General features: G+C 62.3%; 6 protein-coding genes. 2 read left to right on the forward strand and 4 right to left on the reverse strand.

Annotated elements, in window-relative coordinates:
- Positions 1 to 224 precede the first annotated feature (224 nt).
- The gene (locus tag AC1DT3_RS11215; RefSeq protein ID WP_477465335.1) at positions 225 to 527 is read left to right on the forward strand and encodes a YjiS-like domain-containing protein; all 303 of its coding nucleotides are present in this window, start codon (positions 225 to 227) and stop codon (positions 525 to 527) included.
- Between the two features lies 1 nt (position 528).
- Here the strand turns inward: AC1DT3_RS11215 and AC1DT3_RS11220 are convergent, their stop codons facing one another.
- Positions 529 to 1,410 (reverse strand): lipid kinase, encoded by an 882-nt coding sequence (locus AC1DT3_RS11220; protein WP_477465336.1) that lies wholly within the window; start codon positions 1,408 to 1,410, stop codon positions 529 to 531.
- Between the two features lie 119 nt (positions 1,411 to 1,529).
- Here AC1DT3_RS11220 and gshB point away from each other — a divergent pair, with 119 nt between their 5' ends.
- Positions 1,530 to 2,474 carry a glutathione synthase gene (gshB, locus tag AC1DT3_RS11225; protein WP_477465337.1) on the forward strand — a complete coding sequence of 315 codons (945 nt, stop codon included), beginning with the start codon at positions 1,530 to 1,532 and terminating at the stop codon, positions 2,472 to 2,474.
- 3 nt (positions 2,475 to 2,477) lie between these two features.
- Here the strand turns inward: gshB and AC1DT3_RS11230 are convergent, their stop codons facing one another.
- The 3 genes from AC1DT3_RS11230 to AC1DT3_RS11240 all read right to left on the reverse strand — a co-directional run.
- Entirely contained in the window at positions 2,478 to 3,737 is a 1,260-nt protein-coding gene (locus AC1DT3_RS11230) for a DUF763 domain-containing protein (protein ID WP_477465338.1), read from the reverse strand.
- Positions 3,738 to 3,810: 73 nt separating this feature from the next.
- Positions 3,811 to 4,557, reverse strand: a complete 747-nt coding sequence (locus AC1DT3_RS11235) for an SDR family oxidoreductase (protein WP_477465339.1) — start codon at positions 4,555 to 4,557, stop codon at positions 3,811 to 3,813.
- Between the two features lie 24 nt (positions 4,558 to 4,581).
- Positions 4,582 to 5,476: coproporphyrinogen-III oxidase family protein (locus AC1DT3_RS11240; protein ID WP_477465340.1), on the reverse strand; the 895-nt coding region annotated here is incomplete at its 5' end.

Raw genomic sequence — 5,476 nt, forward strand, 5'->3', positions numbered from 1 at the left:
CTCCATAACAGATCGTTATTCTTTACATAATGAACATTCGTTTCAATTCTACAAGGGCGCGGCGTAAAGTCCATTCATCGACGCCGCCTGGACCGCAAGACGAACCCGGCGGCGGACCATAGCGATACCGGTTTTCGAGGCCCTGCCAGCCCGTCGAACACATGTTCGACGAACGGTGGCGGTTGCTCGCAAGACCGACCCGTCGCTCATCACAGGAGCGTATCATGTCCTCGACCCTTACCCATGGCCTGCGCGAGACCCGGAACTTCTCCGCTCAACACGCCTATCGTCCGAACATCCTTGTCAGGCTGTTCAACAGGTTGGCACAGGAAATTCGGGTTCGTCGGGACATGCGGCTTCTCGCGTCGTTCGATGAAGCCGCATTGCACGATATCGGTTTGACGCGGAGCGGGACGGAAGACGCCGTGCGTCACGGCCGCGGTCCCGTTCCCGCGGCGTTCCAGCAATCGATCTCCGCAATCGATGAGGCGGTGGCAATCCCGTCCTTCGACTCGGAATGGCGCTGATTCAGCGTGGCGCGTAAACTGTCACGGCACCCGGCCTGATCGAAAAGTGGGCCGGCGTGCGCGTGACGATTTCCCCGTCCGCGTTGACCGGCCGCGATACGCGTGTGCGGATATCGAACTCCTGCGCACGCACAGCACGCACCTCTCGCCACGCGCCATGCTCGCCGTATCGAAACGAACGAGCCATCAAAGCGAGTTTCCAGGCCTTTTGAAATTCGAGACTGTAGAGATCGAGGTGTTCGTCATCGATCGCGGCGTCCTTCTCCACCGCATTGCCGCCGCCGTAGTAACGGCCATTGCCGACGGCGATCTGCAGCGTTCTAACGCGGACTGTTTCCGTATCGCTGATGATGGTCGCGTGAAACGGACGCGCTTTGGACAGCACTTTGAGAGCCACCATCGCATAGGCCATGCGGCCGTATCGACGCTTGATGTCGCTGGTCAATTGGCGGGCGAGCTCCGCCGACAGGCCGATGCTGGCCACGTTGAAGAAGGGTTCCCCGTTGACGATGCCGAGATCGATCTGGCGGGTTCGCCCCCCGGCGATCACCTGCACCGCCCCGTCGATATCGAAGGGTATTCCGAGCGTACGCGCGAGATCGTTCGCGGTCCCCATGGGGAGAATTCCAAGAGGAATCTCGCCTTCGATCACGCCATAGGCCGCCGCATTGAGAGTTCCATCGCCGCCACCGACCACCACGCAATCGACCGAGCCCGCATGATGGGCGATCAAAGGGGCCAGTTGGTGCCGATGGGCGCAATCCTTGGAAACCGGCTCGATCCCGTGCGCCCGCAAGCGTTCGATCGCGAGATCGCGCTGGTCGGCACCGGAACGGCTTTTGGCGTTGACGATGAGGAGAGCCCGGCGAGGAGGAGACGACATGCTCTCTCACATGTGCTGTGGCGCGACAAACGGCAAGGGCGCCACGCCGGTGAAACAAAGATGCAGTTGCCATCGGCCGGATTCGGCTCGATAACCCAGCCTCTCATGGAGGCTGATGCATGACCCTCACCGTCGCGGTCCAGATGGATCCTATCCAGAAGATCAAGATCACCGGCGATTCCACCTTCGCCATGCTGCTGGAAGCACAACGCAGAGGGCATACCCTTCTCCATTACACACCGGATCGCCTGTCCATGCGGGACGGCGCCATCATCGCCACCGCAGAACCGATCGAGGTGCGTGATGTGGAGGGCGACCATGTGACCCTCGGCGAGCCGAAGAAGATCGATCTCTCGACCGCCGACGTGGTGCTGCTGCGGCAGGACCCACCCTTCGACATGTCGTATATCACGACGACGCATCTTCTCGAACGCATTCATCCCCACACCTTGGTGGTGAACGATCCAGCTCATGTGCGCAACGCACCGGAAAAGCTGTTCGTCACCGAGTTCCCGCATCTGATGCCGCCGACGCTTATCTCCCGCGACAGGAGCGAGATCGAGGAGTTTCGTAACGAGCATGGCGACGTGGTCATGAAGCCGCTCTACGGCAATGGCGGCGCGGCCGTGTTCAAGGTCTCTCGCGAGGATCCGAATTTCGGCTCGCTCTACGATCTCTTCACGGTCACCTTCCGCGAGCCGTGGGTGATCCAGCGCTTTCTCCCGAAAGTGAGCGAGGGCGACAAGCGAATCATTCTCATCGACGGCGAAGCGGCGGGCGCCATCAATCGCGTTCCGGCCGCCAATGACATCCGCTCCAACATGGTGCGCGGCGGCGCGGCAAAACCCACCGACCTGACGGACCGCGAGCGCGAGATCTGCGAAACCATTGGCCCACACCTGAAGCGAATGGGTCAAATCTTCGTCGGCATCGACGTGATCGACGGGAACCTGACCGAGATCAACGTCACCTCACCAACCGGATTGCGCGCCATCAAACGGCTCGGCGGCCCCGACCTTTCGGTAACCCTGTGGGATGCGATCGAAGGCAAGATCAAGCGCTGAGCGTCAGCCGGTCTTCTTCGCATCCTCCGGCGCCGGCTCCAGCCCAAACACGCTACGGCCGCCGTAGCCGTGCGACAGCAGGCGTTCCTCGGCGATCAGATCCTCGACGCGCGTCCCCGAGGCGAAGCGTTCGAGACGCCGGGCCTGCGCGTCGAGCCGCGAAAGGGCAGCCAATTCTTCGTCGTTCCCGAGCTTGGCTTTGCGCACTGCTGATTTCAGGACGTCGATCGTCTGGTCGTAGACCTTCAAGGGCACGGGAAAAGGGTGCCTGTCCTTGCCGCCATGAGCGAGCGAGAAGCGGGCCGGATCGGTGAAGCGATAGGGTGCGCCATGCACGACCTCTGCAACCATCGCCAGCGCCCGCACAGTGCGTGCACCGACACCTGGGACAAGCAACAGATCGGCGAAATCGGCCGGCCCCTGGTCGGCGGCAGCGGCGAGGTTACCGGCGAGACGGCGCGCGTGTACGTCGCTCGGGCGCACGTCGTGATGCGCCGGCATCACGAGATGTGGCAGAAAGAGCTGAGCCTGCGGGGCTGGTTCCGGTTCCACCCCCCGATTCAGGGCAGACCACTCGCTAGCGATTCGGTCCGGACCGAGCGCCTGCAGCAGATCGAGCTGTCCGCGGCGAGATGCATCCGCGCGCTTGTCGGTGAGGTTCACGATGGTGCCCTGATCCTCGCCATCGATGGCGGCATGCGGCGCTTCGACGAAGCTCTTCAAACCCTCCGACAGCCAATGATAGCGGCGCGCTTCCCGGCGATCGCCGTTCATGCCTTGCTGGACGACGACCCAGTTGCCGTCATCGGTGACGATGAAGYCGTGGAGATAGAGATCGAATCCGTCCTGGACAGCAGCGCTGTCGACCTTGGCGACGAGACGGCTCGCCGTTGCCAGAGCCGAACCGTCGAAACCGACCCGTTCGCCGATCGAAACGAGTTCGGATGGCGTCTGCCTCGAATGCTTGCCGCGCCCACCGCACACATGGATGCCGAGTTCGTCCGAGAGGGGCGCGAGACCGCGTTTCAAAGCGCCGATGACACTCGTGGTAATACCTGAGGAATGCCAATCCATTCCCATCACGGCGCCGAAAGACTGGAACCAGAACGGATGGGCGAGCCGGCGCAACAGCTCGTCCCGCCCGTATTGATGCACAATCGCTTCGCTCATCACCGCGCCGAGACGGGTCATGCGATCCGCCAGCCATTTCGGGACGCGCCCGCCATGCAACGGGAGGTCGGCGCTGCCTGCTCTTCGTGCCATGAGCGCTCCAAAGGATTCGGGAGCCTAGTGTATCATTGGATACGCATGAGGCAGGCTCCAAGGTGCCGCATCACTACCGACCGCCGGAAACATCCAGGATCGCCCCTGAGGCATACGAGGACTGATCGCTCAGAAGCCAAATGATGGCCTCGGCGATTTCCTCGGGTCGACCAGGTCGCCCAAGCGGTGTGGTGACGCCGAGACGCTGGGCGCGGTCGGGCTGACCACCGCTCGCGTGGATGTCCGTCGCGATCAGTCCCGGTCTGACCGCGTTGACCCTCACGCCCTCGGAGCCGAGTTCCTTGGCGAGCCCRATGGTCAATGTGTCCACTGCCGCCTTGGCGCCCGCGTAGTCGACGTATTCGAAGGGGGAACCGAGGCGCGCCGCGACCGACGACACCAGCACCATCGCGCCGCCGCGCCCGCCCCTGCTCAGAGCCAATCGCTTCGCACCTTCTCGAGCGCACAGATAAGCGCCCAGCGTGTTCACATCGAACATGCGCCGCAGCCGTTCGGTATCCATATCCATCAGTGCGGATGGTGGTGCAACGACGCCCGCATTGACGACGACGCCATCAAGTGGACCAAGAGCCGCGACAGCGTTTTCGAACATGGCCGTCACGTCACGATCTACCGCAACATCGCCTTTGAGTGGGATCGCCCTCCCACCGGCTCGCTCGATCGCTCCGACGACCTCGCTCGCAGCGCTTTCATTGTTCGCGTAATTGACGCCGACCGACCAGCCGCGACTGCCGGCCAACAGGGCCGTCGCGCGCCCGATCCCACGGCTCGCACCAGTGATGAGAATGGTTTTCGTCATGATCTTCCCCCAGACATGACCGTCTCAGACGGCGAGTTCGGCAATCACTGAATTGAGAACCGGAAAACCTTCGCGCGTTACCGTGAGGCGAGAATCGCCGGTGCGCGCGATCAGTCCGTCTTCTTCGAGAAATCCGACACGCTTTTCATTCAGGATCTTACCCGTGAACGCAGTGTAGCGACGCGGGTCGATGCCTTCCTTGAGACGCAGGCCCATGAGCAGGAATTCATCGCCTTCGGCTTCGGAGGACAGCACTTCCTCATCGATGATTCCATGTCCCTCGCGTTCGACATGTTCGAGCCAAGTTTCGGGATGTTTCTCGGTGGCGGTCGCAAGGCGGGCATTGCCCGTCACAAGCCGGCCATGGGCCCCCGGGCCGATGCCGGCATATTCGCCGTAGCGCCAATAGAGCAGGTTGTGCCGCGACTCGGCGCCCGGCCGTGCGTGATTGGAGATCTCGTACGCCGGAAGGCCGTGCTTGTCGCAAATCTCCTGCGTCAGATCGTAAAGAATCCGTGCCTCGTCATCGCCGGGGACGACGAGCTTCCCGGCCTGATGCAAGCGCTCGAACCAAGTGCCGGGTTCGATGGTGAGTTGATAGAGCGACAGATGCTCCACCGCATAGGAAATTGCGCGTTCGAGTTCGGCTTTCCAGGCTGCGGGAGTCTGATCGGGGCGGGCATAGATCAGGTCATAGGAATAGCGCTCGAAAATCGAGGCGGCGACCTTGACCGCCGCGAGGGCTTCCTCGACGCTGTGCATGCGTCCGAGACGGCGCAGATCGCCATCGTCGAGCGCCTGAACCCCGAGAGACACACGATTGATACCGGCCGCCCGATAGCCGCGGAAGCGTTCCGCTTCGACGCTCGTCGGATTGGCTTCGAGCGTGATTTCGGCCGTGTCCTCGATACCCCAGGCG

Source organism: Microvirga sp. P4_G7, from assembly GCF_056401005.1.

Coding starts and splice junctions, on each gene's coding strand:
- AC1DT3_RS11215 (WP_477465335.1), top strand. CDS start 225: ATGTCCTCGACCCTTACCCATGGCCTGCGCGAGACCCGGAACTTCTCC.
- AC1DT3_RS11220 (WP_477465336.1), bottom strand. CDS start 1,410: ATGTCGTCTCCTCCTCGCCGGGCTCTCCTCATCGTCAACGCCAAAAGC.
- gshB (WP_477465337.1), top strand. CDS start 1,530: ATGACCCTCACCGTCGCGGTCCAGATGGATCCTATCCAGAAGATCAAG.